The organism is Peribacillus simplex (genome assembly GCF_001578185.1).
Taxonomy (GTDB): Bacteria; Bacillota; Bacilli; order Bacillales; family DSM-1321; genus Peribacillus; species Peribacillus simplex_A.
On sequence record NZ_CP011008.1, the window covers coordinates 4,200,482 to 4,223,705 of the forward strand.

Consider the following 23,224-nt stretch of genomic DNA (forward strand, 5'->3'; position numbering starts at 1 on the left):
TAAATATTATGAAGGAACTTTCTGGGTTGTTACAAAACACCACCAGCCTGATTGAATCATTTTCCATAATTAACTATATTCACTCAAAAAAGGACTGACTCAGATAAAAAGGTGGTACAAGTCCAATTGTTTGAATACATTCAAATAAGCAGGATGTATCAAACGATGAGGTGATGATTTGGGTGCTTTTTTCAGCTATGTATTATTAGGCTTATCACTGGCAGCTCCTATCGGTCCCATTAACGCTGCTCAGTTGGACAAGGGAATCAAGAAAGGTTTTTGGCATGCCTGGATTTTCGGCTGGGGTGCCATTTTAGCGGATGTTGTCTTCATAGCCCTCGTTTTTTTCGGTGTCGTCCACTTTTTAGATAACTCCTTCATGAAAACATTTTTGTGGCTTTTTGGCTTTTTCGTCCTGACCTATACCGGAATCGAAAGTCTGCTTAGTGCGGGTAAGATTGAAGTGAATGTACGGAAAGCGAAAGATTCCCTTTTTTCTTCATTCCTATCAGGATTCATCATGTCCCTTTCGAATCCTTTAACCATTTTGTTTTGGCTGGGGATTTATGGATCAATTCTCGCAAACTCCGCTTCAAAATATAATATGAATCATTTACTTTTATACAGTTCAGGGATTCTTATCGGCCTCTTAGCCTGGGATTTCACAATGGCTATAATCGCCAGCACCTTCAGACGTTTTTTATCCAAATCCATTCTAATGGGCATTTCGATCATATCAGGGATATCCCTGATAGGGATAGGCATTTACTTCGCCATACAAGCGGCAAAGGTTTTATTTACATAAGATCTAATTGTAATAGAAAAAAGGCCAAACAGAGGCCATGGCTATTCTTAATCCTGTATCGAAATTAGCATTTACTCGTGAGTTTTAGGGATTTACTCGTGAATTTGGTGCATTTACTCGTGAGTTTCAATGATTTACTCGTGAATTTGGTGCATTTACTCGTGATTTATAGGAGGTGGCATACTAGAAAAAAGGACAGCTAAATGCTGTCCTTTTTAACCAAACTCAACCTAATGGGCCTTTATTATTCGCGAATTCCGCATTAATTTACTCCTCTAAAATTTATTAGATGCTTCGTCCTTTTATTTGTTGGACCACTTTCTTGATGAACCCTTCTATTGCGACACTTTTAAATTCTTGTTCCCCGTATTTCCGGACATTCACTTCATTTTCTTTTTCCTCTTTATCTCCAAGGACAAGCATATATGGGATTTTCCCTATCTGTGCTTCCCTAACTTTATATCCCAACTTTTCATTCCGTTCATCGATTTTCACCCTTATGCCGTGACCCTTCAGTTCTTTTTGGACCTTTAAACAATAATTCAAATGAACATGAGAGACAGGGATGATCTGTACTTGCACCGGGGCAAGCCATACTGGAAAAGCACCAGCAAAATGTTCAATCAGGATTCCAAAAAAACGGTCGATCGATCCAAAGATCGCACGATGAATGACGACCGGACGGACCTTTTCATTATTTTCATCGATGTAAGTCAAATCAAATTTATCGGGCATTTGAAAATCAAGTTGAATCGTTGCACATTGATGGCTTCGTTTTAGTGCATCTTTAATATGAAAATCAATTTTCGGGCCATAAAATGCCCCGTCTCCCTCATTTAATTGATAATGTATCCCGATGTTTTCCAGAACTTTTTTCAAGGCTGATTCAGAATCCTCCCAAAGGGAATCATCGCCCAATGAATCCTCTGGACGAGTCGACAGTTCCACTGAATACTCGAATCCAAAAGTACGATACACCTCGTCAATAAGATGAAATACTTGTTTAATCTCACTTTCGATTTGATCCTGCCGAACAAAAATATGGGCATCATCCTGACAAAATGTCCGGACCCGGAGCATCCCGTTTAATGCACCGCTATACTCGTGCCGGTGGACTTGACCGAACTCGGCCATCCGAATGGGTAAATCCCTATAAGAATAAAGATTGTTTTTGAATATGAGCATATGACCCGGACAGTTCATTGGCTTCATCGCGAATTTTGTATGATCCACATCTGTGAAATACATATTTTCATGGTAATGATCCCAGTGACCCGATTGTTCCCATAACCGCTGGTTCATCATGAAGGGAGTCCGAACTTCGTCGTAATCAGCGTCAGTCTGAAGCTCCCGAGAGAACTTCTCCAATTCATTTCTAATAATTTGTCCCTTCGGTAAATAAAACGGCATTCCAGGGGCTTCCTCCGAAAACATGAATAACTCCAATTGCTTCCCTAATTTACGATGATCGCGTTTGGCTGCTTCTTCTATGAATTTCAAATGATCCTGTAAATCCTTTTTCTTTCTGAAAGCCACGCCATACACCCGTTGAAGAACTTCATTTTGACTGTCTCCCCGCCAATAGGCACCTGATACACGAGTTAATTTGAACGATTTTACATATGACGTGGATGGAAGATGCGGCCCTCTGCAAAGATCGATGAATTCCCCCTGTTGATAGAGCGCTAGTTTTTCACCCTTAGGAATGTTCTTTGCTATATCCAACTTGAATGACTCTCCTCTACCCTCAAATAACTTAACAGCTTCTTCATAAGACACTTCGATTCTTTTAATTTCCAGGTTTTCATTTATGATATGTTCCATCTCTTTTTCAATAGCTTGCAGATCTTCTGAGCTCAAAGGATGTTCTAACTTAAAATCATAGTAAAAACCATCTTCAACGACTGGCCCCATCCCTAATTCCACATTTTCGTATAATCTCTTGATGGCTTGTGCCAAAACATGCGCCGATGTATGACGTAAAACTTGTAATCCCTCATCCGAATCCAGAGTCAGGATCGACAATTCGGCATCTTTATCCAACTTGAAACTTAGATCAACCAGCTTTTCGTCCAGTTTTCCTACTACTGCCTTTTTCCTTAAACTTGAGCTGATGGACCCTGCCACACTTTCCACTGTCATGCCTTGCGGATATTCCTTTTGCTGCCCATCCGGGAATTGGACTTTAATCATTTTTTCACCCATCACATAAACACCCCTTTTTTGGTAATAAAAAAACGCACCCATCCCTATGCAAGGGACGAGCGCGTTTTACCCGTGGTTCCACCCAATTTCCCATAAGCAAGAAACACTCATGGCTCTGGAGCTTGTAACGCAGCTTAGACGATATCAGTTACTCTTGTTCACCGATATAGCTCAAAGGCGGTAAATCAGTTTCCTAAGCCAGGAAGTTCGCAGCTGCCCTTCCCTCTCTGTTGACCGTAAAAATGATTCATGTCCTTATCATGGCAATAATTATAAAAATAAAAAACGCACCCATCCCTAAGTAAGGGACGAGTGCGTTTACCCGTGGTTCCACCCAATTTCCCATAAGCAAAAAACGCTCATGGCTCTGGAGCTTGTAACGCAGCTTAGACGATATCAGTTACTCTTGTTCACCGATATGGCTCAAAGGCGGTAAATCAGTTTCCTAAGCCAGGAAGTTCGCAGCTGCCCTTCCCTCTCTGTAGACCGTAAAAATGATTCATGTCCTTATCATGGCAATAATTATAAAAATAAAAAACGCACCCATCCCTAAGTAAGGGACGAGTGCGTATACCCGTGATTCCACCCAATTTCCCATAAGCAAAAAACGCTCATGGCTCTGGAGCTTGTAACGCAGCTTAGACGATATCAGTTAATTTACGTTCACCGATATGGCTCAAAGGCGGTAAATCAGTTTCCTAAGCCAGGAAGTTTGCAGCTGCCCTTCCCTCTCTGTAGACCGTAAAAATGATTCATGTCCTTATCAATGCTTCTTAGCATGTTAATGGTTTTTATATTGTTATATATATTACAATAAATTTCCACAAGTGACAACATCGAATGATTTGATTTCAGAATTTTTTTCATGTTAATAAATAGGCAGAAGGTTAAATCAAATACTATCTCCAATAGACACTAAATTGGTATAATCAGTAAAAAAGGAGTCTCTATGAAAAGATTAAGCAATTGGTCCATCGTACTTGCAGTGATTGGTATCCTATCATTTTGCTGTTCTTTTGTTTTTTCTAAAGCCTTTGAGCCTCTTATGGCCATAGGATTCGGTGCTTTACTTATTGGTATGTTATTTAGTTTCGGGGCGATGCTTAAAAGTGAAAAAGGAAAGTCGAAATACTTGGCTGTGGCTGCATTCTTTCTTTTAAGTTTCATTCTCGTTTGGAATGAACCATTTCAAATCGTAAGGCTATTAACCTGGATGAAAAATTAAATGAAAAAACCCGTTCGCCATGACGGGTTCATTCTTCATCGGCTATCGTTCGACTTGAATTCTTTATTCCAAGCCATATCGTAAGTCCAGTGGTCCAGAGTATTAGCGCGCATCCAAAGCCGAGCAATGATAACGGCGCAAGGATTTGATGCTCCCCAACCATGACGGTGTCTGGCACAATCAGCCATGTGATAAGCGCCAATAAACAGAGAAGCACACCTGTTGCATAATAAACCTTGATTTGGAAAAGTGACGCCAATGGTAAAAAATGAATCGCTACAATAATGGCGATGACCCCCGGTATAAGATCGGTGTGATTGATCAAGTTACAGATGGTAATGGCAATCCCAATCAGCAAACCTTCGGCAATGAAGACCATATTAAACAAAAATCCGATACGCTTAAGACGTCTTGCCCCATCATCTGAAACTTGATTGGACATTTTTTGTGATGCATGTATTAATGAAATGCCAACGATAACCATGATGATTCCCACGAATATGGCTGCGAGTTCCACGTAGGGAAACCCCCACCCTTGCAATCCCATTACACCGGTACCCGCCCACAGTGTTCCGAAGACCGCCATGAAAATGACTCCAATTCCAGAACCGCGAAACGCCTCTTTCATCATCAGTTTCCTTTCATCCACAGTATAATCGTACATAGAATAATATTGCACCACTTCCCCAATTATTCAGCTATAAAAAAATCATTTGAGATGAGATAATTGCCGTTTCGGAGATATAATTCGATTTTCGCAGATATAATTGGATTTTCGCAGATATAATTGGATTTTCGCAGATATATTCCGTTTTTCGAAGATATAATTGGGTTTCGATACAAATCTTCATGAAAAAAACCTGAGTCCTCCAAGGGGTCTCAGGTTTTTTCATTCATATCAAGCCACATCTGATTTGTCAAATTGACAATCTTTCAATGAAATTAATTTGGTCTTATGATAAATCTTGTATCCTAGCCAAATCGCCAGGAATAGCGGCAGTCCGATATAGGAGACAGCGACGCCATACCAGTCGATGCTGCCGCTTAGGAATGCTTCATAGTTCTGCCCTGCAATGACACCCATGCAAAGGACCAATGAAAGAATCGGACCGAATGGAAACCATTTTGCTTTATATTTCAATTCGTTTATGTCACCGCCCTGTGCGACGTAGGCGCGTCTAAAGCGATAATGGCTTATGGCTATTCCAATCCAGGCGATAAAGCCGGTTAGCCCCGATGCGTTCAATAACCATGTAAATACGTGATCCCCAAAAATGGAGGTCAAGAAGGCTAGCCCGCCAATTAATGCCGTGAGAATCAAAGCATTCATCGGGATTCCCCTGCGGTTGACTTTAGCAAGGAATTTGGGAGCTTGGTTATCTTTCGCCATCGACCATAACATCCGCGTTGAAGCATAAAGCCCCGAGTTCCCTGCGGATAGTAAGGAAGTCAATACGACAGCATTCATGACGGATGCCGCGAATGCAAATCCTGCGCGTTCAAAAACAAGCGTGAAAGGGCTTACAGAAATATTTTCCACATCCCCGTTCAGCAAACTTGGACTTGTATAAGGAATTAACAGGCCTAGTATCAGGATGGCCCCGATGTAAAACAATAGGATGCGCCAAAATACTTGGCGGATCGCATTCGGGACATTTTTTTCGGGATTCTCACTTTCACCGGCAGCAATACCAACTAGTTCCGTGCCTTGAAAGGAAAAGCCGGCTATTAGAAAGATTGAGATGATCGATAAAAACCCTCCCTTGAATGGTGCCTCACCCATGGTGAAGTTTTCGAACCCTATCACCTTTCCGCCAAAAACCCCTAAGATGGTCAATAATCCAATAATGATAAAGAAAATGATCGCGACGACTTTTATTAAAGCAAACCAATATTCAGATTCACCATAGCTTTTAATGGATAGGGCGTTGAGGGTGAAGACGATTCCTAGAAATAATGCACTCCATAAGAGGCTGGGTACATCAGGGAGCCAGAATTTCATGATGATGGCTGCTGCGGCTATTTCCACGGCAAGGGTGACTGCCCAGTTAAACCAATAATTCCAGCCAAGTGCAAAGCCGAATGCGGGATCTACAAAGCGTGTGGCGTAGGTGGAAAATGATCCCGATACAGGCATATATGTCGCCATTTCCCCTAAGCTTGTCATAAGGAAATAAACCATGATCCCAATGCATGCATATGCAGCGAGGGCACCACCGGGCCCTGCGCTTTGGATGGTTGCCCCGCTTGCCAGGAATAATCCGGTTCCGATTGAACCGCCTATGGCAATCATGGTCATATGCCTTGCTTTCAGTTTCCTTTTAACTGTCGGTTCTTGATTTTCAATGAGATTCATGTCCATATGGTTCCTACCTCATTTTCTATTAAAGTTAAAAGATTTATATAGTCTCCAACAATCGCTTTTTTGGAAGTCTATATGCGAACTAAGGGATATCATGATATATCAGGCTTTACTGGGTAGGCTAGTATCCGGTTTAATTGCCATTGCCTGGTACCGTCAGCCTATTCTCAGCCGGAATAACCTCATCCTGCTCAATGTCCATTCCACACCATTGAATTAAGGTAAGGGCGATGATCTCCGCTGCCGAGAACACATTGTCGAGTAGGATGTATTCATTTGGATAGTGGGCAACCTCGGTTACTCCAGGCCCGAACACGATTGCAGGCGTTTCACCGACATGTGTCAGCAATCCCCCATCCGTTCCCCACGGAGAGGCCTCGATTACCGGGTCCTGTCCTGCAACCCGACGAAATTGATGGACAAGCGCATTCATCAGTTCATGTTCCACATCAATTGCCCCTGGAACCCAACGTGCCCCGAACCATTCCAATACGGGCGGATTTTCCTTGAACCATTTGTCCACTTCTTTCAGCTGCAATAACCAGTCGGCCATTTCTTCCTTCGCCTGCTCCATCGTTTCCTCCGGCGCAACGCCCATCCTCCCTTCGATTTTCACAAGGTCGGGAACGGATGACGGCCAATTACCCCCTTCAATGACACCTAGATTGATTGGAATCGGAATGGGCGTGTTTTGATAAAGCGGATCACTGATACGTGCATTTCGCTTTTCTTCCAAGGCACGAATATGATTGATGACGGTCATGCTTTTTTCAATGGCACTAACGCCTTCATACCTTGTTCCGCCATGGGCTGACCGCCCTTTTACATGGACCCGGAACCACATCGAACCCTGCTGTTTCGGAAAAATCCTCATATTCGTCGGTTCAGGAATAAGGGCAGCATCTGCTTTATATCCCCTCAGGACGGCCGCTAATGTTCCGGCCCCGCCGCTTTCTTCTTCAATCACACTTTGAAAAATGACATCTCCTTTTAATTGGATGCCATTTTCCTTCAATGCCTGCATCGCAAGGATCAGCGATACATTTCCACCTTTCATATCGGTTACACCGCGACCAAACATTCTTCCATTCTTAATGGCTCCACTATATGGGTCGTCGTCCCACTGCTCCCGGTCCCCATCCGGAACCACATCGATGTGTCCGTTCAAAATGATGGAACGGCCGCCTCCAGTCCCTTTCATGATACCTACCACATTGGGGCTGTTGGAAAAATCACTGCGTGGAGAATAGAAATAAGAATGCTTTTTCAGCTCGCCGCCGTCAGGTTCCCAACTATCGATCTGCAAACCCATTTCCTGAAGCTTCTGGGCGACAATGGCTTGTGCCCCTGCTTCATTTCCTTGCGTACTCGGGGCTTGTACCATTTTTTGCAATAGGTCTGTTCCTTCTTCCCGATGATCCTTGATCCATTGGTTTATCCGTTTTTTTATATCCGGCACTTTTATCCTCCTTATTTACACATATTCTGATAGATTACTGAAAGTCCCATTCCACCTGCCATACACAACGTTACCATTCCGTACTTAACTTGTGAACGCAACATTTCATGCATCAGTGTGACAGTTAATTTTGCACCTGTTGCTCCTACAGGGTGACCAAGTGCAATTGCCCCTCCATTGACATTGACGATATCCGGATTCAAATCTAACTCCTTGATCACTGCAAGTGCTTGGGCAGCAAAGGCTTCATTAAGTTCAATCAGTCCGATATCCTCTAACGATAGACCTGCTTTTTCCAATGCCTTTCGAGTCGCTGGTACAGGTCCAATCCCCATAACTCCAGGTTCAACACCTGCACTGGCGAAAGCCTTGATTTTCAAGAGTGGTTTTAATCCCTCTTTTTCTGCTTGCTGCTTGGACATTAATAGTACAGCTGCCGCTCCATCATTCATGGGACAGGCATTTCCTGCTGTAATGGTTCCTTCATTTTTGAATACTGCTGAAAGACTGGCTAGCTGACTCAGATGAATGTCCTCGCGTACCCCTTCGTCATGGTTAAAGATTTGAAGACCTTTTCGATCCTTGATTTTAAGCGGAATAATTTCTCGCTCAAAGCGACCCTCTTCCATAGCTTTCCAAGCCTTCTTGTGGCTTTGATAAGCAAATTGATCCTGTTCTTCACGACGGATGCCGTATATTTCAGCCAGGCGCTCGGCTGTTATTCCCATATGCTCATTTCCCAAGGAACATATTAATCCATCTGCCAGCAGAGCATCCTCCATCGTTACGTTTCCAAATTTACCGCCCCATCTATTTTTCACGATATAAGGCACATTGCTCATGCTCTCCACTCCGCCGGCAATGATCACGTCCTCTTGACCAGCAGCGATAGTTAAAGCAGCGTTGGTAATGGCCTTTAAACCTGATCCACATGCTTTGATTACAACGTGCCCTGGGACACTGTACGGGAAATTTGCCATCTGCGACGAAATTCGGGCCGAGTTAAGGCCGCCTCCATGGACATAGCCATGCCCGAAAATCACTTCATTGACCTTATCTTTACTTAACCCGGAATTCTCCATTAGACCTTCCAATACTTGACGGCCCAATTCGGTAGCATTAACATTCCGGAGTGATTTACCAAAGGATCCAACTGCAGTTCGCGCCCCAGCAACGATGACAACCTCATTCATGCTCTTTTCCTCCTCTTACCTATTCAATGCTGTTTACAGTAGCCTCGATTTTCAGCGTCGCCTCTGTATTCCTTATCACATCATCCACCGTATATGGCGCCATGACTTCCTTCAGTACCAAACCCTCTTCCGTAACTTCCATGACAGCCATATCCGTAATGATCAAATCCACACTCTGCCTTGCCGTCAATGGAAGCGTACATGTCTTCAATATCTTCGATTCACCCTGCTTGTTCACGTGATTCATCAAGACGATCACCTTTTTGGCCTTCTGGGCAAGCTCCATCGCCCCGCCCATCCCCGGTACTCGCTTACCTGGGACGATCCAATTAGCCAAGTCCCCCTTTTCACTGACTTCCAAGGCTCCAAGGATGGTGATGTCGATGTATCCTTTCCTGATCATTCCAAATGCTGTTGCACTGTCAAAATATGAAGCTCCCATTACAGTAGTGATCGGGAACCCTCCTGCGTTACAGAGAGCAGGATCTTCTTTCCCCTGATCCGGACTTGGACCTGTACCGAGAACCCCATTTTCCGCATGGAACAGCACATGGATATCTTGAGGTATATGGTCGGCCACCAAGGTAGGGATGCCGATGCCTAAATTGACGATCAAGCCGTCATGGATTTCCTTGGCGGCGCGTTTCGCGATGCGATTTCGTACATCTACTGCCATGCCCATTTCCAATTCACCCCTTTTGTCGGAATCACCATATCTACATAAATGCCTGGTGTGGCAATGCACTCAGGATCCAATTCACCTACAGGAACGATTTCTTCCACTTCCGCAATCGTGAAGGCACCTGCCATCGCTACCAGCGGATTGAAGTTACACGCAGTCTTGTCGTACACCAAATTCCCAAGCGAATCTGCCTTTTTAGCATGGACGATGCTGACTTCAGAGGTCAAAGCGGTTTCCACCAAAAATTCTTTTCCTTCTATAACAATCTTGTCCTTGCCTTCTTCGGCTATCGTGCCAATCCCGACATCGACAAAAATCCCGCCTAGGCCTACACCGCCAGCACGGATCCGTTCAGCTAATGTCCCTTGCGGTGAAAATTCCACTTGCAGCTTTCCTTCAGTCATGAGCCTGCCTGCATTAGGATTGGATCCGATATGTGAGGCGATGACTTTCTTTGCCCTTTCAGCAGTCACAAGCCGGCCAATGCCGATATCAGGGAATCCAGTATCATTGCCAATCAAAGTCAGTTCCTTGACTCCCTTGGCAAGGATACCCTGTACAAGCGTGGGGGGAGTCCCCACTCCGCCAAACCCACCATACATGAGTGTGCAGCCATCGGAAATATGCTCCAGTGCTTCTTCGATTGTCACTATTTTGTTATTCTTCGTAATGGCCTGCTTCATACCGTTCCTCCTAAATAGCCTGCATGTCCTCAATCAAACCCTCCGAGTGCAATTCATGCTGCAACTCTTCAAGGGAAGCTTCCAATATCTTGACGAGGCGATCGATTTCTTCATTCGTAATGACTAATGGCGGAGATAGGATAACCGCATCACCGGCAATTCCTTCAATCGCACCTGCAGCAGGATAGATCAACAACCCCTTCGCAAAAGCCTTATTGACAAGCCTTGTAGTAAGGCCGACTTGCATGTCGAATGGCGTTTTTGAAATCCGATTGGAGACAAACTCAAGTCCAAGGAGAAGCCCTTTCCCTCGTACATCCCCAATGATATCGAATTTCTTAGCCAGCCCTTGGAGCTTCTTAAACAGGTATTGACCTTTCTCCTCAGCCGCCTGAACCAGGTCATTTCCCTCAAGGTAGGTAAGCACTTCCAATGAAACGGCGGCAGATAAAGGGTTTGCACTATATGTATGGCCGGCCATGATTGAATTCGAGCCTTTTAAAATGGGCTCCATGACACGGTCGCTAATCATTGTGGCGGCCATTGGAGTATAGCCCGCGCTCATTCCTTTACCCAAGGCGATGATATCCGGGGTTACTCCCCAGTGTTCCATCGCGAACATTTTTCCTGTCCGGCCGATTCCCGTCATTACCTCATCGGCGATAAAGAGAATGTCATAGCTTTCGCAGATTTCCTTAATCCTTTGATAGTAGCCATCCGGCGGTGTTACAGCCCCGGCGGATGCCCCGATGATGGGTTCGGCGATGAAGGCTGCGATATTCTCGGAGCCGACCCTTTGGATGGCTGTCTCCAGTTCATCTGCACACTGAAGCTTGCAGCTGGAAGGTTCACTATTATACGGACAGCGATAACAGTAGGGAGCAGATATGCTAGGGAAATCCTCCAATAGCGGAACAAAACGTTTTCTCCTTGGTACATGACCTGACATCGATAAAGCGCCCATCGTAATCCCGTGATAACTCGTCCATCTGGAGACAATGCGATTTTTTCGCTCATATCCTTTTTCTTGCCAATGTTGAATCGCTATCTTCATCGCCGTTTCGGTCGCTTCCGATCCACTATTCACGAAAAATGACCAATTCAAATCCCCTGGAGCCAACTCACTTAGCTTCTTGGCTAATGCCTCAGCGGCTTCACTCGTAAAATGGGATCTATATGCAAAAGAAACTTTGCGGGCCTGCTCCTTCATTGCCTCGACAACCTCTAATACACCATGGCCGATACTCGCTGTAACCGCACCTGATGATCCGTCTATATACTGATTTCCATCTATATCATAAAGATAAATTCCATTCCCATGAGAGATAGTGGGATAGTCATGATCTAGAGTAGGCTTAATCAAATGATTGCGTGTCATGTCATCTCTCCTCTTTAACGTTGTACCCACTGTACATTTTTTCTATTAATCAATTAAGTTCCTAATTTGAAAAAATTATAAGAAACCAAGTTTACCAGCTAAAAGGTTCATCCTGAATCAGGATGGATTCTGTAGGGCAGCCTTCCATTGCATCCTGCATGTCATCATGCAGGATCTCCGGAACTTCGGCAATCCCCTGATTATCGTCCAAGATCACGAAAGCGATCCCTTGATCGTCATAGTCATAAATTTCAGGACCTGTTGAACCGCATGCCCCGCACGCAATGCAGGTTTCTTTATCAACCCATGTGTACTTAGCCATAGAAACAATCCTCCTATTTGACGGATAAATCTTTACCCCAAATATTCATGTCCTCATACTTATCCCAAATATTGCAATTCTTCGTTAATCTGCCGCCATATTCATATCCCAGCTGGTGAAAGACGGCATTCATGCCCATTGACAATGATCGCGCCAATGAATATGAACAATATATATTTTTCCTGATCAATTCTTGTTCCAATGCAGAGATGAGCACCTTCATGAAACCATGCTTTCGATGATGGGGGATTGTTGCACAGTCTGTTAATTCAGCATTATGATACATCTCATTCACTTCCGCGGATGCAGCGCTCACGATGATTCCTTCATATTCGATAACACTGAAGATCGTACCTTCCTCCATCACTTTCTTGATATATCGCTCATCATTCATCGGTGTAGGATAGGTTTCAAAGATGGCACCATATAAATTCGCCAGCTCTTGTGCATCTTCCTCCGTAGCAAACCGTAGGATGTAATTCTCAGGCATTTGCTGGGATTCAATCAGTCTAGGAATCTGACTGACATCTTGGATGACTTTATCTTCCTTGATCCAAAAATCGCTTGTTCGCCTTTCATCCGTTAAATAGAAGGCCATGCAATAGGCATCATTCCCTTTGAAATACCTGCTCAATACTCCTTCCAGCATGAATCCTTGACCCAATGCCACAGATAAATCTTCATTCCTGGCTTTAAGTATCACTTTAGTAAAGCCCTGCTCCTTTGCGATGACAAGCGCCCGAGCAATTGCTTTTTTGATATCTCCCCGATAATCATCCATGCGCAAGCGCTGATTGGAATGATCATGATAGAGCTCCATCGTATAACATTCCCCAGTCTCCACCTGGGTGAAAAAAGGCAGTTTTTGAACAGGCATTATGTATCCCCCTTATTTAAAGAATTCGGGAGAAGAGATGCATATCATCCGCTTCTCCCGGCATTCTATTTCCAATTGAATAATTTTTTGACGGGTGCCTGAAGAAGCTGATCATACGTAAACTCATCAGGGTATTCACTCACATCATATATGGATAAGGCTTCATCAACCTTTTGATTCATCGAATCAGACACATAGATTCCACATTCCGGACAGTTCAAGGCTGGAACTTGAAGGACCCTTATTGAGCGTTTCCCATCAGGCATGATCCAGTAACAATCCTTCTTTTCGCTTTCTTCTACGTTAGGGGCACTACACCAGAGGCAATCCATCTTTATTCCCCCTTGCCTTCAGAATTCACCGAGCCGCTTCCGACCAAGGCGTTCTTTTTTTCTTGGGCTTTCCTTAATTTTTCCTTCATTTCGTCCCGTTTATCACGGCGATCCTTCAATGATGCATGTTCACCAGTGCTTTCATACGCTTTTCTCTTATCAAGACGGCGAAGGCCCTCTGGCACCAAGTTGAATTTCTCGTCCGTCATGAGAGCGGAAATCCCGACAGCTTCTTTCCTGTCCTCAGTACCATACACTTCATCAAAGTAAGCATCCGCACTGCCGGCAACATAATTCTTCGGCTCCGGATAACTTGTGATCACTCCTTCAAAGTTCCGTAAAACGACTTTATCCGGACTTTGAGAAAGCAGGTAATTCGGAGTCAAGGCAATCTTTCCGCCTCCGCCAGGTGCATCCACCACAAAGGTTGGCACCGCATATCCTGATGTATGGCCGCGCAGCGCTTCAATGATTTCCAGTCCTTTTGAAACCGGCGCCCTGAAATGCCCGATCCCTTCAGATAGATCACATTGATAAATGTAATAAGGCCTTACCCTTGCTTTAACACAGTCATGCATAAGCTTTTTCATGATATGTACACTATCGTTGATACCAGCCAGGATAACAGCCTGATTACCAAGCGGCACCCCTGCCATCGACAGCATGTCACATGCTTTTTTCGCTTCATCCGTCAGTTCAAGTGAATGATTGAAATGTGTATTTAACCAAATCGGATGGTATTTCTTCAGAATATTGCATAAATTTTCTGTAATCCTCTGCGGGAAAACGACCGGTGCACGTGTGCCGATCCGAATGATTTCCACATGCGGGATGGCACGTAAGTTACTCAATACGTATTCAAGGATCTTATCATTGATCAACAGGCCGTCTCCTCCAGAGATCAACACGTCCCTTACTTCCGGGGTATTCCGGATATATTCAATCGCCCCATCCAGCTGCTTCTTGGGAACACCCATGCCTACCTGACCTGAAAAACGGCGTCGTGTACAATACCGGCAGTACATGGAGCATTGGTTCGTTACAAGGAATAGAACGCGATCCGGATAACGATGTGTCAATCCTGGAACAGGGGAATCCTCATCCTCATGCAGCGGATCCTCCAAATCATATCTAGTCTTGTTCATTTCTGCCGAAAGCGGTACCGACTGTAAACGAATCGGACAGCGAGGATCATCAGGATTCATCAAAGATGCATAATAAGGCGTAATGTTCAATGGAATCGTTTGAGTCGAAATCCGGACTCCTTCCTCTTCATCCGGTGTCAAATTGACGACCTTTTTCAAATCATCCAGTGTTTTAATCGTATTGGTCAATTGCCAGATCCAATCATTCCACTGCTCTTCCGTTACGTCCTTCCACAATTCGATATCATTATAATGCCTGCGTCCACCAAGGTATTCTTTATTTTTTACATCAATTCCCATCAAATTCATTTAAAATTACCTCCCCTTATTATAAGAACTTATAAATATATACTCGCAAGAATGATGCCAACATTCAAATCAAGGAAAACGTAAGCAAAAGGGGGTAAACCTACCTTAAAACCGCAAGATATTTTTCATTACGCATAATTTTTTGCAGCCAGATTATTTGCACTAAGCAGAAAATTCAAAAAAAGAGGGCCTCGACACACGAGAGCCCTCTTCAAGGTACATCATCATTAAGGAAGTGACAGCGTTTTCAAAAAACCTCAATTTATTTCGATTCCTTTGATCCTGCCGAATAAACTTTTTCAATGCCATACTTATTTAACTTATATTGCAGTCCCTGTCTTTTAATATTGAGGGCTTCAGCCGTTTTGCTGATATTCCCGTTATATTTCTCAAACATATTGATGATCATTTCCCTTTCCATTTCTTCAAGAACGACAGGTAAATCAATCTTATTTTTCAATGGGGAAGGATGGTTCTGCGCATTTGATGCAGCGTAATTTCCAGAAGGAAAAAGATAGGCAGGAAGATGATGTTCATCAATCATATCTTCCCCTGCGTCCATGACATTAAAGGTTAACTCTATGGCATGTCCCAGTTCACGAATGTTCCCGGGCCATGGATATTGAAGAAGCCGCTGCATCGCCTTATGACTGATCCCGCGCACTTCCGTAAAAAATGATTTGTTGAATTTTTGAATAAAGTGATTGACGATTTCCGGAATATCCGTTTTACGCTCCAGAAGTGAAGGCATTTGGATCGTCACAACATTCAGGCGAAAAAATAAATCCGAGCGAATGATTCCCCGCTCCAACGCCTCTTCTGGAGAAATGTTCATTGCAGCAATGATCTTCACATTAACCTTTTGCTCCTTCGAACCCCCAACACGGCGCACCTCGCCTTCCTGAAGCACCCGCAGCAATTTTGCCTGCAGACCGAGGTCGAGACTATTCAACTCATCAAGGAAAAGGGTACCGCCATTTGCCTGTTCAAAAATGCCCATGCGATCCATCGCTCCGGTGAAAGCCCCTTTCGTCGTGCCGAACAGAAGACCCTCCATCAATTCCTTTGGAACAGCCGCACAATTTTGCGCAATGAACGGTTGATTTCGCTGAGCACTTACATTATGTATACTTTGCGCGACCAGCTCCTTCCCTGTCCCTGTAGGTCCATAAATCATGACTGGGGAATGTGTACGGGCCGCTTTTTTCGCCAATGATATGGCTTGCTGAAAAGCAGGGCTAGTACCGATCAAATCACTAAAATGATAGGTCGCCGTCCCTTCAGAAAACTTATTTTTCTTATGGGTCTCTGCCAGCTGGGAACGTAAATCGACAATTTGGTCGTACATATTCATGACCTTCGTAATATCCTTTGCGATTTCCACTGCCCCAGTAATTTCACCATCCTCATATAAAGGATACGTACTATTGATGGACGTTATTTTTTTCTCTTTTAAATTGACATATGTCTGAATGGACTCATTCGTTTCCATGCCTTTTTCCAATGCTACATGCAGCGTACTGGATTCATCAGTCAATGATGGATAAAGCTGAAAAATATTCTCCCCCAGCACCTGTTCACGATCAAGCCCGTCAATATGTGCCATCATTTCATTATAGAATACCGTATCCCCATCCTTATTCACGATATGGACACCCACATTAATCACATTCAATATCCATTCAAATTGAGTGGAAAACTGATTTACTGAAGATTTCATTTCTTCATCTCCGTTCTCTGTCATTTGATAGAATCACCTGTAAATTATAGCATTTAATGGGAAGCATTCATCCCTTTATTCTTATAAGATTAAAACTTCAACATAAAGGCAATAGAATAATAAGGTCAAAAAAAGGAATCTCGCATTAAGCCAAGAAGGTTATATAAGAAAATATAAAATATAGGGGTGATTCGGATTTCAGAACGAAGCAAAGAAACGAAAATAGAAATTAAACCGTGGGAAGATAAAGACCTGGAATTACTTTTTCAACTAAATGCCCCAGAAATGATGGAATATCTTGGCGGACCTGAAGGTAATGAACAAATCCTGAAACGCCATCAACGGTATCTGCAGATTGGGGAGAAGGGATGCATGTTTAGCATCATCTCGTTTCCAGAGGCTGAAGCAGTCGGTTCCGTTGGCTACTGGCAAACAGTGCGGAACGATGAAAATGTGTACGAAATCGGTTGGAGTGTCCTCCCTTCATTTCAGGGAAAAGGGATTGCTTCCCATGCTGTGAAGGCACTGATAGAGAAAATAAAAGCCGAACGAAAATACAAATACATTCACGCATTCCCCTCAATCCATAATGATGCGTCAAATGCAATTTGCCGCAAGCTTGACTTCAAGCTTACCTCCGAATGTGAATTCGAATACCCTCCAGGGAGCTTTATGCGTTGCAATGACTGGTGCTTGGAACTTGAATGAATTTATCAGACAAAGAGCGGATTAATTCATGTGTAGGTCGAATTATTTTGTTGAAGGTCGAATTATCCCGTGTGCAGGTCGAATTATGCCGGGTTTAGGTGAATTATTTCCCGGGAAAGTCGATTTATTCCCGGGGTTGGTCGAATTAACTCGGGGGAGGACGGATTACATCCACTCCGCCAACGTAAATTCAACTGGAACCCTGAACTTTTCTTTAGTGCTTTTATCAGTCTTAAAGGATAAAGAACCTAAATATGAAGTTATATCTTAATGGTTAGGTTGATTCTCTAATTTTAAGTTTGGTAGGTAATTTAATAACGTCACGCTTTAATTCCAAATCATTATTTAAATACTTTATTAATTCTATTGCAGAGCGTTGTCCTAGTTCCATAATTGGTATATCGATTGTGGTTATGGTGGGGGTTGTGACTTGGCAAATTGATTGATTATCATAACCAACTATAGCTAGGTATTCTGGTATTTTATAATCCAACGCAGTTGCCCTTTTAATAATTCCTGCTGCAACCTGATCATTTCCAGTAAATAAGGCAGTGGGTTTTTCTTTTAATTTAAATATTTCATCACAAATACGGAATCCATCTTCGATATTAAACCCATGTCCAAATATCCAGTCTTCATTGTGTAGTAAATTATTATCTGCTAAAGCTTTTAAAAACCCTTCTTTTCTTTGACTCTGAGCCTGACTATAAGAAGTATCATAACAAAAACCTATCTTTTTATGGCCTTTTTTTATTAAATGATCAACAGCTTTGTATGTCGCTTCTAACTCATCATAACCAATAATGGGTATAGGGGCGGAATAATGGTATTCATTACACAATAAAATTGGGCCGTATGTCAAATAAGGCTTTATTAAATTCCATTCATTTTCTAACGCTCCTAAAATAACCCCATCTACTTCTCTATTCTTTAATCTTTCCATAATATCCAATTCATTTTTCGAATCATAAAAGGTTTGAAAAATAAGAACTTTATAATCATTTTCCAATGCTGCTAGAGATACTCCTTTAATCAATTGGGCAAAGAATGGATGATCGAATCTTGGGACTAATATTGCAATAGTTTTGGTTTTATTTGTCCTAAAATTTCGGGCAAGCGAACTTGGTACATAATCAAGCTCTTTAATGACCTTTAAGATTTGTTCCCTTTTTTCCTTTGATACGTATGGATGATTATTTAAGACTCTAGATACCGTTGTTTTAGAGACGTTACATAGCTTAGCTATCTCGCTTATTTTAGTCATTTAATCCCACCCTTGTAATAAGTTGTTGACATGTTATCGATTTCAGAAGTTATTATAATACCGTTCCTTATATATCACATATTAACAAAATTTCCGGAGGTGTACTTTTAAAAAAGCATTTATTAATGTATTGCTAGTAAAGCATTTAAAAGGTGAATTACAACTTAATTATAAGCCACAAGTAGTTAATGAACTGAGCGGATATTTTTAGCTAATGGAGGGATTGTTATGTTATTGAATAAAAAGGGCGGGTTTCAGTTATTGCCAAATGTTGAAGACCCCAAATACATTGTATTCTGTGATTTTGATGAAACCTATTATCCTCACTCCATGAGTCACGAGAGACAGAAAGATTTATATGAACTTGAAAATTACTTAGAAGCAAAAAGTTATGATGAAGAGCTTGTCTTTGGCTGGGTAACTGGGAGTAGTATCGAATCGATATTACATAAAATGGAACACGGTGGATTCAGGTTTTTCCCGCATTTTATAGCCAGTGACCTAGGTACCGAAATCACCTATTTTTCAGAAAAAAACTTTTTGGAAAAGGATCCAGATTGGAATTCACAGATTAATATCGAAAAATTTAATAAAAGGAAAGTTGAAGAAATTTATAATGTTCTACTTAACGGCAATATACCATTAACTCCTCAGACTCAAATGGGAAGTTCACGCTATAAAAGAAATTATTATTATCAAATACAACATGAATCCGTCGACAAGAAGAACCTATCCACCATCCAAAGGGTTGCCCAAGAGTACGGAATAGGGGTAAACATTAATCGTTGTAATCCCCTTGCCGGCGATCCTGAAGATAGTTATGATGTAGACTTTATTCCATTAGGTACTGGAAAAAATGAAATTGTACGTTTTATGCTAGACAAATTCGCGCTGAGTCGGGAGCATGCCTTTGCATTCGGGGATAGTGGAAATGATCTACTCATGTTAAAAAGTGTTAAACATGGTTATCTGGTAGGGAATGCAACTCAAGAAGCCAAGCAAGTTCATACTAAAATAACGACAGGTACGTACTCTAAAGGAATATTAAGAACTTTGCAATCAATAATTAATCATTGAGGGGAAGTATAAGCAATGGGAGGAATTGGGGTAGTTCTGCTAACGGGATGAATCCGCTATCTACCAAACAATCCATTCCATGTTTCTTTACCTGCTTGCTTATCTGCAGTCATATTTTTTGCCTTTTGGTATTTATATAATGCCATCTCGGTATTTTCCCCGAATATTGCATCAAGGGGACCGGGGTCAAACCCTTCCATATAAAGTGCTGCCTGCAGGATCCATGTGATATTGCAGCTAGCTCCTTTTTTTATAGTGACGACCGCAGTCTTGGTTTTAGGTCCCCATTTCCCATCGGCAACTAGCTTTTTATTGAATTGCTTATTCAGTTCCGCTTGTAAACCTTTTATAAGGGCCGAGCGGGTTTTGGGACCATAAACGCCATCTACGGCAATAGACGTTTTATATCTGCTATTTATCGTTTTTTGTATGGAAATTATATGGCCATCACCTTTGCTGGTCTTTGGAGAAGTAATATGAGGTTTTTTTCCTGCTTGTAACTGTTTATAGGATAACCCGCCCGTCATCTCCAAGTGGGGATAATCCTTGAATGAAGTCCAATCCCCGCCCCAGATAAATCCTAACTCTTTACCTATGGCAGCCACACGCTGCCATTTTGAGTTCACTGTCCATATCGCTTTCTTGCCATCATCACTCACAATGAAGAAATCAATAGCCAGTCCAAAATTATGATAGGATTGGCCTGGCTTAGCGTTCGTCACAATGGGCTTAGCTAGATTACTATAGTTTTTTCCTTTGTAGCTGTAAACTCGTCCTTGACCATAAAGGTTGGCTTGTTCTTCTAGAGAGCGATAACCTGCACTTATCTGGACAGTGATTCCTTCTTTATAAGCACGTTCCACCATTTCCAATGCTGATGCCTTCACAATAGGATTCATCCCTTTGCCCATCCTTTTCACTGATCGCTCCAATAATGTCCGTAATCCTACTTTCACTATAATCCCTCCTTTTAAATTCCCATCAGACTTTATATAAGCCTATTTAACGGAAAAGTAGCAGAGTTGGAAAATTTCGATCTCACTTATTAGAGAATAGAAGGAATATGTTATTTATCTGCTCCCTTTCCGCCGACTGACTGCCAAGCCTCCTCGACGCAAGCGTCTGTGGGGTCTCGGCTAGCCAGTTTTTCGGCAGGAGTGTCGCATATTTCTTCCATCCTTAAATGTTACAGTAAAAAACATGAAGAATAATCTAGTCTTCAACATGTTTCAAGATGAGCCGACTGCGGTTTTTTCTTAAGGCTATTTTCGTAATTGTTGTTTTGAATAACAAGAACATTCGTTCCATAATGGTATATAATAGAATTTAAGGAAGTGTTTTGTTTGAGACCTAATCTATCAAAAGATATTAGCATTGAAAGTTTCAAAGATTTCTTATTGGTTGAAAGAGGAATTGCAAACGTTTTGCGGGGGAAACGGGATCAGTTCTACTGGTTCAAAGATAGAAATTTCCTATAGGATTGAAACATTTCTTCGGTCAGGAGAGATAAAAAATCCTATTAGAAAAACAAAAATCAATAGGATGGTTGAGCCTCAAGTACATTTAAGCCTTGATACATTCAAGAAAAAGATTGCACCTCAATTTTAATACAATCAATTTACTAATGACTTCTTTGCTGATCCGAAAAATCAAGGTAAAAGTCGTGCAGAAGCAATTGAAGCCTGGAATAAGATCAAGAAACTTCCTGGAAGCAACAAATATTAACCTAATATTGAAATATAAGGACACCCTAACATTTATACTGTAAAGTGATTTGAATTTTGGTACGAGACTCCTGCGGGAAAAGCGTGGCCAAGGGAGACCCCACAGGCGCGAAGCGTCGAGGAGGCTCCCAGACCGCCCGCGGAAAGCGAGTGCCTGGAGTGGAAATCCATACACATCCCCTCCTTCAGAAATCCGCTCCCTCTCCGCCGACTGTCTGCAAAGTATTGATAACTGTGATGAAAAGGCCTTTCGTTCTTCATTATAGAAAGGGAATTCCCCCTAAAATACCACCAAAAAATAGACTGCTTCCGTTCGCCCGTTTGCGAATGAAAGCAGCCTAATAATGAATTATTTTATTAATCTCTTTAACTTATGCTTTAATTTCAATAGAGGGGCTTATTGTAAAGTCAGCCTCTGTTTTACTTTTCACTTCATCAAGTGTGATGCCATTTTGCAATTCAATCAATTCCATGCCAGCTTCTGTAAATTGAAAAACAGCCAGTTCGGTAATCAGGCAATGTACGACCTTTTCTCCTGTCAATGGCAATGTACAGTTCTTTTTCACTTTGGATTCCCCATGCTTGTTCACATGGTCCATAATGACAACAATTCGTTTTGCGCCTTGGACGAGGTCCATCGCTCCGCCCATTCCTTTTACCATCTTCCCTGGAATCATCCAGTTTGCCAAGTCCCCATTCTCGGAAACTTCCATCCCGCCTAAAATGGCTAGATCGATGTGGCCGCCGCGGATCATCGCGAACGATTCAGCGCTATCAAAAAATGATGCCCCTGATTTTGCCGTCACTGTTTCTTTTCCAGCATTAATCAAGTCCGGATCAACTTCATCCCTTTGCGGATAAGGCCCGATTCCCAGTAAGCCATTTTCCGATTGAAGCATGACATTAAAGTCATTTGGAATCATGTTGGCAATCAAGGTCGGCATTCCAATCCCTAAATTCACACACATACCATCTTGGATTTCTTTAACGGCCCGTTCTAAAATCAGTTGTCTAGTCATTCGAATACTCCTCCTTTTTATGCGTTAGCGGTTGTAAGTCTTTCAATTCGTTTTTCATAGTCATTTCCTACAAGCACTTTCTGTACATAAACCCCTGAAGTATGAATTTCATCCGGATCGAGCTCCCCAGTGCCCACGAGCTCCTCCACTTCGACAAGCGTGACTTTCCCTGCTGTGGCAACGACAGGGTTAAAATTCCTTGCCGTTTTCCGATATACAAGATTACCGAAATGATCTGCTTTCCAGGCTTTTACAAAGGCAAAATCTCCGACTATTCCTTTTTCCATAATGTATGTGCGGCCATCAAACTCTTTATGTTCTTTACCTTTTGCGACTTCCGTTCCTACTCCTGTAGCTGTATAAAAGGCAGGAATTCCCGCTCCGCCCGCTCTTAAGCGCTCGGCCAGCGTTCCTTGGGGAACTAGCTCGACCTCCAGTTCGCCACTTAAGAATTGCTGTTCAAATAACTTATTTTCCCCTACATAAGAAGCGATCATTTTTTTGATTTGTTTATTTTCAAGCAAAAGACCCAGACCCCAATCGTCGACTCCACAATTGTTGCTGACAATCGTCAAATCCTTTACACCTTTGTTACGCAAAGCAATGATTAGTTTTTCTGGTATTCCGCTTAATCCGAACCCGCCAACGATAATGGTTGCTCCATCCTCGATTTGTTGAATAGCGCTATCAAAAGATGTTAATAATTTACTCATTTTCCATCATCTCCATTCTTAA

General features: G+C 42.5%; 22 protein-coding genes and 3 other annotated features. Of the genes, 5 read left to right on the forward strand and 17 right to left on the reverse strand.

Going from position 1 to position 23,224, the window contains the following annotated elements; translation table 11 throughout:
- Positions 1-178: 178 nt before the first annotated feature.
- Entirely contained in the window at positions 179-805 is a 627-nt protein-coding gene (locus tag UP17_RS19605) for a LysE family transporter (protein WP_061464606.1), read from the forward strand.
- A 285-nt stretch (positions 806-1,090) separates the two neighbouring features.
- Here the strand turns inward: UP17_RS19605 and thrS are convergent, their stop codons facing one another.
- Positions 1,091-2,998 carry a threonine--tRNA ligase gene (gene thrS / locus UP17_RS19610; protein WP_434218701.1) on the reverse strand — a complete coding sequence of 636 codons (1,908 nt, stop codon included), beginning with the start codon at positions 2,996-2,998 and terminating at the stop codon, positions 1,091-1,093.
- Between the two features lie 60 nt (positions 2,999-3,058).
- Positions 3,059-3,281, reverse strand: a binding site (T-box leader).
- Positions 3,282-3,311: 30 nt separating this feature from the next.
- Positions 3,312-3,533, reverse strand: a binding site (T-box leader).
- 30 nt (positions 3,534-3,563) lie between these two features.
- Positions 3,564-3,786 (reverse strand) — a binding site (T-box leader).
- A gap of 173 nt (positions 3,787-3,959) precedes the next feature.
- Between thrS and UP17_RS19615 the strand changes: the two genes are divergently transcribed.
- Positions 3,960-4,235 carry a hypothetical protein gene (locus UP17_RS19615; RefSeq protein ID WP_061464608.1) on the forward strand — a complete coding sequence of 92 codons (276 nt, stop codon included), beginning with the start codon at positions 3,960-3,962 and terminating at the stop codon, positions 4,233-4,235.
- Between the two features lie 28 nt (positions 4,236-4,263).
- On the opposite strand, the gene UP17_RS19620 is transcribed toward UP17_RS19615, so the two are convergent.
- From UP17_RS19620 to UP17_RS19680, 12 genes are all read right to left on the reverse strand, one after another.
- On the reverse strand, positions 4,264-4,899 hold the full coding sequence (locus UP17_RS19620) for a DUF7010 family protein (RefSeq protein WP_250211699.1): 636 nt from the start codon (positions 4,897-4,899) through the stop codon (positions 4,264-4,266).
- A gap of 234 nt (positions 4,900-5,133) precedes the next feature.
- Positions 5,134-6,597: an amino acid permease gene (locus UP17_RS19630; RefSeq protein WP_061464610.1), complete on the reverse strand. Its 1,464-nt coding sequence runs from the start codon at positions 6,595-6,597 to the stop codon at positions 5,134-5,136.
- Positions 6,598-6,730: 133 nt separating this feature from the next.
- Positions 6,731-8,056 carry a peptidase gene (locus UP17_RS19635; RefSeq protein WP_061464611.1) on the reverse strand — a complete coding sequence of 442 codons (1,326 nt, stop codon included), beginning with the start codon at positions 8,054-8,056 and terminating at the stop codon, positions 6,731-6,733.
- A gap of 11 nt (positions 8,057-8,067) precedes the next feature.
- The gene (locus UP17_RS19640) at positions 8,068-9,249 is read right to left on the reverse strand and encodes a thiolase family protein (protein WP_061464612.1); all 1,182 of its coding nucleotides are present in this window, start codon (positions 9,247-9,249) and stop codon (positions 8,068-8,070) included.
- 19 nt (positions 9,250-9,268) lie between these two features.
- On the reverse strand, positions 9,269-9,931 hold the full coding sequence (locus tag UP17_RS19645; protein WP_061464613.1) for a 3-oxoacid CoA-transferase subunit B: 663 nt from the start codon (positions 9,929-9,931) through the stop codon (positions 9,269-9,271).
- A complete protein-coding gene (locus tag UP17_RS19650; protein ID WP_061464614.1) occupies positions 9,916-10,614 on the reverse strand; it encodes a CoA transferase subunit A in 699 nt (232 codons plus the stop codon). Before UP17_RS19650 ends, UP17_RS19645 begins: the two co-directional genes overlap by 16 nt.
- Before the next feature lie 10 nt (positions 10,615-10,624).
- On the reverse strand, positions 10,625-11,992 hold the full coding sequence (locus tag UP17_RS19655) for an aspartate aminotransferase family protein (RefSeq protein WP_061464615.1): 1,368 nt from the start codon (positions 11,990-11,992) through the stop codon (positions 10,625-10,627).
- 91 nt (positions 11,993-12,083) lie between these two features.
- A complete protein-coding gene (locus UP17_RS19660; RefSeq protein ID WP_061464616.1) occupies positions 12,084-12,314 on the reverse strand; it encodes a ferredoxin in 231 nt (76 codons plus the stop codon).
- 13 nt (positions 12,315-12,327) lie between these two features.
- Positions 12,328-13,191 (reverse strand): putative beta-lysine N-acetyltransferase, encoded by an 864-nt coding sequence (gene ablB / locus UP17_RS19665; RefSeq protein ID WP_061464617.1) that lies wholly within the window; start codon positions 13,189-13,191, stop codon positions 12,328-12,330.
- Between the two features lie 65 nt (positions 13,192-13,256).
- Positions 13,257-13,523 carry a YokU family protein gene (locus UP17_RS19670; protein WP_061464618.1) on the reverse strand — a complete coding sequence of 89 codons (267 nt, stop codon included), beginning with the start codon at positions 13,521-13,523 and terminating at the stop codon, positions 13,257-13,259.
- 2 nt (positions 13,524-13,525) lie between these two features.
- The gene (ablA, locus tag UP17_RS19675; protein WP_061466183.1) at positions 13,526-14,968 is read right to left on the reverse strand and encodes a lysine 2,3-aminomutase; all 1,443 of its coding nucleotides are present in this window, start codon (positions 14,966-14,968) and stop codon (positions 13,526-13,528) included.
- A gap of 271 nt (positions 14,969-15,239) precedes the next feature.
- Entirely contained in the window at positions 15,240-16,721 is a 1,482-nt protein-coding gene (locus UP17_RS19680; protein WP_250211700.1) for a sigma-54 interaction domain-containing protein, read from the reverse strand.
- A gap of 171 nt (positions 16,722-16,892) precedes the next feature.
- On the opposite strand from UP17_RS19680, the gene UP17_RS19685 reads away from it, so the two are divergent.
- The gene (locus tag UP17_RS19685) at positions 16,893-17,405 is read left to right on the forward strand and encodes a GNAT family N-acetyltransferase (protein WP_061466185.1); all 513 of its coding nucleotides are present in this window, start codon (positions 16,893-16,895) and stop codon (positions 17,403-17,405) included.
- 274 nt (positions 17,406-17,679) lie between these two features.
- On the opposite strand, the gene UP17_RS19695 is transcribed toward UP17_RS19685, so the two are convergent.
- The gene (locus UP17_RS19695) at positions 17,680-18,669 is read right to left on the reverse strand and encodes a LacI family DNA-binding transcriptional regulator (protein WP_061464620.1); all 990 of its coding nucleotides are present in this window, start codon (positions 18,667-18,669) and stop codon (positions 17,680-17,682) included.
- A gap of 228 nt (positions 18,670-18,897) precedes the next feature.
- On the opposite strand from UP17_RS19695, the gene UP17_RS19700 reads away from it, so the two are divergent.
- Complete coding sequence (locus UP17_RS19700) at positions 18,898-19,746, forward strand: HAD-IIB family hydrolase (RefSeq protein WP_061464621.1); 849 nt, start codon at positions 18,898-18,900, stop codon at positions 19,744-19,746.
- A 56-nt stretch (positions 19,747-19,802) separates the two neighbouring features.
- Here the strand turns inward: UP17_RS19700 and UP17_RS19705 are convergent, their stop codons facing one another.
- Positions 19,803-20,702, reverse strand: a complete 900-nt coding sequence (locus UP17_RS19705; RefSeq protein ID WP_061464622.1) for a M15 family metallopeptidase — start codon at positions 20,700-20,702, stop codon at positions 19,803-19,805.
- Positions 20,703-21,159: 457 nt separating this feature from the next.
- On the opposite strand from UP17_RS19705, the gene UP17_RS29775 reads away from it, so the two are divergent.
- Positions 21,160-21,354, forward strand: a complete 195-nt coding sequence (locus UP17_RS29775; protein ID WP_434218702.1) for an SAP domain-containing protein — start codon at positions 21,160-21,162, stop codon at positions 21,352-21,354.
- Between the two features lie 487 nt (positions 21,355-21,841).
- Here the strand turns inward: UP17_RS29775 and UP17_RS19715 are convergent, their stop codons facing one another.
- Both UP17_RS19715 and UP17_RS19720 read right to left on the reverse strand, forming a co-directional pair.
- Positions 21,842-22,489, reverse strand: coding sequence for a 3-oxoacid CoA-transferase subunit B (locus tag UP17_RS19715; RefSeq protein WP_061464623.1), 648 nt, complete (start codon positions 22,487-22,489; stop codon positions 21,842-21,844).
- Positions 22,490-22,506: 17 nt separating this feature from the next.
- The gene (locus tag UP17_RS19720) at positions 22,507-23,202 is read right to left on the reverse strand and encodes a CoA transferase subunit A (protein ID WP_034309718.1); all 696 of its coding nucleotides are present in this window, start codon (positions 23,200-23,202) and stop codon (positions 22,507-22,509) included.
- Positions 23,203-23,224: the final 22 nt, after the last annotated feature.

Excerpts from the sequence above, each read along its gene's own strand:
- thrS (WP_434218701.1), bottom strand. The coding sequence starts at position 2,998 with ATGATTAAAGTCCAATTCCCGGATGGGCAGCAAAAGGAATATCCGCAA.
- UP17_RS19615 (WP_061464608.1), top strand. The coding sequence starts at position 3,960 with ATGAAAAGATTAAGCAATTGGTCCATCGTACTTGCAGTGATTGGTATC.
- UP17_RS19620 (WP_250211699.1), bottom strand. The coding sequence starts at position 4,899 with ATGTACGATTATACTGTGGATGAAAGGAAACTGATGATGAAAGAGGCG.
- UP17_RS19630 (WP_061464610.1), bottom strand. The coding sequence starts at position 6,597 with ATGGACATGAATCTCATTGAAAATCAAGAACCGACAGTTAAAAGGAAA.
- UP17_RS19640 (WP_061464612.1), bottom strand. The coding sequence starts at position 9,249 with ATGAATGAGGTTGTCATCGTTGCTGGGGCGCGAACTGCAGTTGGATCC.
- UP17_RS19645 (WP_061464613.1), bottom strand. The coding sequence starts at position 9,931 with ATGGGCATGGCAGTAGATGTACGAAATCGCATCGCGAAACGCGCCGCC.
- UP17_RS19650 (WP_061464614.1), bottom strand. The coding sequence starts at position 10,614 with ATGAAGCAGGCCATTACGAAGAATAACAAAATAGTGACAATCGAAGAA.
- UP17_RS19655 (WP_061464615.1), bottom strand. The coding sequence starts at position 11,992 with ATGACACGCAATCATTTGATTAAGCCTACTCTAGATCATGACTATCCC.
- UP17_RS19660 (WP_061464616.1), bottom strand. The coding sequence starts at position 12,314 with ATGGCTAAGTACACATGGGTTGATAAAGAAACCTGCATTGCGTGCGGG.
- ablB (WP_061464617.1), bottom strand. The coding sequence starts at position 13,191 with ATGCCTGTTCAAAAACTGCCTTTTTTCACCCAGGTGGAGACTGGGGAA.
- UP17_RS19670 (WP_061464618.1), bottom strand. The coding sequence starts at position 13,523 with ATGGATTGCCTCTGGTGTAGTGCCCCTAACGTAGAAGAAAGCGAAAAG.
- ablA (WP_061466183.1), bottom strand. The coding sequence starts at position 14,968 with ATGGGAATTGATGTAAAAAATAAAGAATACCTTGGTGGACGCAGGCAT.
- UP17_RS19680 (WP_250211700.1), bottom strand. The coding sequence starts at position 16,721 with ATGACAGAGAACGGAGATGAAGAAATGAAATCTTCAGTAAATCAGTTT.
- UP17_RS19695 (WP_061464620.1), bottom strand. The coding sequence starts at position 18,669 with ATGACTAAAATAAGCGAGATAGCTAAGCTATGTAACGTCTCTAAAACA.
- UP17_RS19700 (WP_061464621.1), top strand. The coding sequence starts at position 18,898 with ATGTTATTGAATAAAAAGGGCGGGTTTCAGTTATTGCCAAATGTTGAA.
- UP17_RS19715 (WP_061464623.1), bottom strand. The coding sequence starts at position 22,489 with ATGACTAGACAACTGATTTTAGAACGGGCCGTTAAAGAAATCCAAGAT.
- UP17_RS19720 (WP_034309718.1), bottom strand. The coding sequence starts at position 23,202 with ATGAGTAAATTATTAACATCTTTTGATAGCGCTATTCAACAAATCGAG.